At 64.9% G+C, this 3,276-nt stretch carries 2 protein-coding genes and 1 pseudogene; all 3 read left to right on the top strand.

Annotation, left to right across the window (positions count from 1 at the left end):
* Positions 1–1,951: pseudogene (locus AC1D00_RS33015) on the top strand (cell division protein); the annotation flags it as partial.
* Positions 1,952–2,093: 142 nt separating this feature from the next.
* Entirely contained in the window at positions 2,094–2,246 is a 153-nt protein-coding gene (locus AC1D00_RS33010; protein WP_008136857.1) for an aa3-type cytochrome c oxidase subunit IV, read from the top strand.
* 137 nt (positions 2,247–2,383) lie between these two features.
* On the top strand, positions 2,384–3,276 hold an 893-nt coding region (locus AC1D00_RS33005), incomplete at its 3' end, for an NAD(P) transhydrogenase subunit alpha (RefSeq protein ID WP_477013550.1).

Below are 3,276 nucleotides of genomic sequence, written 5' to 3'. Positions count from 1 at the left end.
GATCGCGTTCTTCGAGTTCCAGCCCTTCATGCTGTCCCAGATGTTCGATGTCGTCGACAGCAACACGATCGGCGGGCCGGTCGGCGGCGTCGCCGTCAACTGGATCAAATCGCTCGCCGCGATTGCCGCGCCGATCGGCATATTCGTCACTGCCTTCAGGCAGCAGTTCGCCGAATTCCTGAAGGGCAACAGCGTATCCTCGCAATGGGGCTCGCTGGTGCTTGCGATCATCGCCAAGATCGCGCTGTGGATCGCGGGATTGGCGCTGCCGCTGATCATCTGGGTCGCCTATCTCTATCTGTCCTATTGGGGCATCGCCAACGATCCGATCGAAAAATGTCAGGCGCCCCTGACCGCGATTGCGCAGAAAGGCTGTCTCGCCGCCAATAAATCGACCGTGCCCGCGTCGGGAAACCTGTCGGGCAAGATCGAGTTCGACGCTGCCGCCGGCACCTTCACGGCCGAGATCACGCCAAGGCCCGCCGCAACGACGGCGGCGACCGACTGGTTGACGCCGGTATCCCACGTTCCGGCCTGGCTCGTATTTGCCGCGGGCAATGTCGCAAGACAATTCGATTGGACGGATCGAGGCTCCGGTTACGCGCACAGCCTGCCCGTGGTGATCCTGTACACGCTCGTTGGCATGCTGCTGTTTGCGATCTCCTGGTCGCTGACGCCGAATGCCAATTCGCTGCATCGCCTGTACCGCGATCGGCTGAGCAAGGCTTTCCTGTTCGACCCCGGCCGCTCGGCGGACGGCAACATCGCGCGCGCCGAGGCGAGCCTCGACCAGGGGCGCGATCTCAAGCCGCTCGATCGCATGAAGTTGAGCGAACTCTTCGCGGTCGCGGACGACGGTGCCACGACGAACGGTGGGCCGGCCGCGCCGAGGCTGCGGGCGCCCTATCATCTCATCAACACGGCGCTCAACATCCAGGGGTCGGACTTCGCCAACCGGCGCGGCCGCAATGCGGACTTCTTCGTCTTCTCGCCGCTCTATGTCGGCAGCGAAGCGACGCGCTACGCCGGGACCGCGGCGGTCGAGCGTCTGGAGCAAAGCCTCGACCTCGCCACCGCCATGGCGATCTCGGGGGCGGCCGCGTCGTCGAACATGGGCTCGAACTCGATCAGGGCGCTGACGCCGACGCTGGCGCTGTTGAACGTGCGGCTGGGCTACTGGCTGAGCAACCCGCGCTATGTCGGGGCCAACGCCCGGCCGCAGCGCCGCTCCACGCCGCTGTTCCTGTGGTCGGAAATCTCGGGCCGTCTCTACGAGAACAGTGACGGCGTCTATCTCACCGACGGCGGCCACATCGAAAATCTCGGCGTCTACGAGCTGCTCCGCCGGCGCTGCAAGGTGATCGTCGCGGTCGACGCGGAAGCCGACGCACCGATGAATTTCTCCTCGCTGATGAAGCTCCAGCGCTATGCGCGCATCGATCTCGGCGTCCGGATCGATCTGCCCTGGACGCCGATCCGCGACCGCACGCGCGCCATCATGGCGGAGAATGCCGGGAAGTCCGCACAAGCATCCCCTGATGCATCGGACGAGGCCGCGAGGGACCATGTTCACGTGGCGATCGGCATCATCGACTATGGCGGCGATGACAAGGGCTATCTCGTCTATATCAAGTCCTCGCTCTCCCGCGACGAGAACGACTACATCCGCGACTATGCGCGGCGTAACGACACCTTCCCGCACGAGACCACCGGCGATCAGTTCTTCTCGGAGGAGCAGTTCGAGGTCTATCGTGCATTGGGGTTCCACATGACCCATGGCTTCCTGGCCGGCGACCATTCCGTCGCGATCGGCCCCGGCACGAATCCGCGCATGGCTCGATTTACCGAGGCGGGCGAGAAGGCCGTGGACGAGGTGCGCCGCGCGTTCGGGTGGCCGGTCGTCCAGCGCCGGGCACTGTCCTCGCGCTGGATCGAGGGCAGGGAGCCGTAGCGGAGCCTGACGCGCCGGATTCCCGGCAATCGGAATTCCAAATGACCTGATTTGCGGGAAAACCGCGCCTGCCTGCCGTTGCCCTGCCCGGCGGTTTGCGCTATTGCCAGCCGGGAATTCGGCTTTCGACTGGGGACAATCCATGGCTGACCATAGCGAAGTGGCGTACACCACTGCCGACGGCAACGACTACGTTGCCCACGAGCAGACCTATGAGGGCTTCATCAAGCTGGTGAAATACGGCACGGCCTCGGTCGCGCTCATCGTGATCCTGATGGCGATCTTCCTCACCTGATCCATCGTCTGCCGCACCGCCAGCGTCGTCGGTGCCCATAAAATTTGCATTCAAGCCGGATTGAAAACCGGTATCCAACGTTGCGGGAGTAACGCTAAGTTCGCGTGCGCGCTTTTGCCCGCGTCGCCGGAGGGCCTATGAAGATCGCCGTTGCCAAGGAAATCGATCCGTCGGAGCCGCGCGTTGCCGCTTCGCCTGATACGGTGAAGAAGTTCAAAGCGCTCGGCGCCGAGATCGCCGTCGAGCCGGGCGCCGGCCTCAAATCGGGGCTGCCGGATTCCGAGTTCACCGCGGTCGGCGCCACCGTCAGCGCCGATGCGCTGAAGGACGCCGACATCATCATCAAGGTGAAGCGCCCCGAGGCATCGGAGCTCGCGCAGTACAAGCGCGGGGCGCTCGTCATCGCCATCATGGATCCCTACGGTAACGATGCCGCGCTGAAGGCGATGGCCGATGCCGGCGTTTCCGCCTTCGCGATGGAATTGATGCCGCGCATCACGCGCGCGCAGGTGATGGACGTGCTGTCCTCGCAGGCGAACCTCGCCGGCTACCGTGCCGTGATCGAGGGCGCCGAAGCCTTCGGCCGCGCCTTCCCGATGATGATGACCGCGGCCGGCACCGTGCCCGCCGCCAAGGTGTTCGTGATGGGCGTCGGCGTCGCCGGTCTCCAGGCGATCGCGACCGCGCGCCGTCTCGGCGCCATCGTCACCGCGACCGACGTGCGGCCCGCGACGAAAGAGCAGGTCGAATCGCTCGGCGCAAAATTCCTCGCCGTCGAAGACGAGGAGTTCAAGAACGCGCAGACCGCCGGCGGCTACGCCAAGGAAATGTCCAAGGAATACCAGGCCAAGCAGGCGGCGCTCACCGCCGAGCACATCAAGAAGCAGGACATCGTGATCACCACGGCGCTGATTCCGGGCCGGCCGGCGCCCAAGCTCGTCTCGGGCGAGATGGTCAAGTCGATGAAGCCCGGCTCGGTGCTGGTCGATCTCGCCGTCGAGCGCGGCGGCAATGTCGAGGGCGCCAGGGC

The organism is Bradyrhizobium sp. P2_E8 (genome assembly GCF_056403875.1).
The sequence above is the reverse complement of the archived record's forward strand: the minus strand, read 5'-3'. Positions and strand labels throughout refer to the sequence as shown.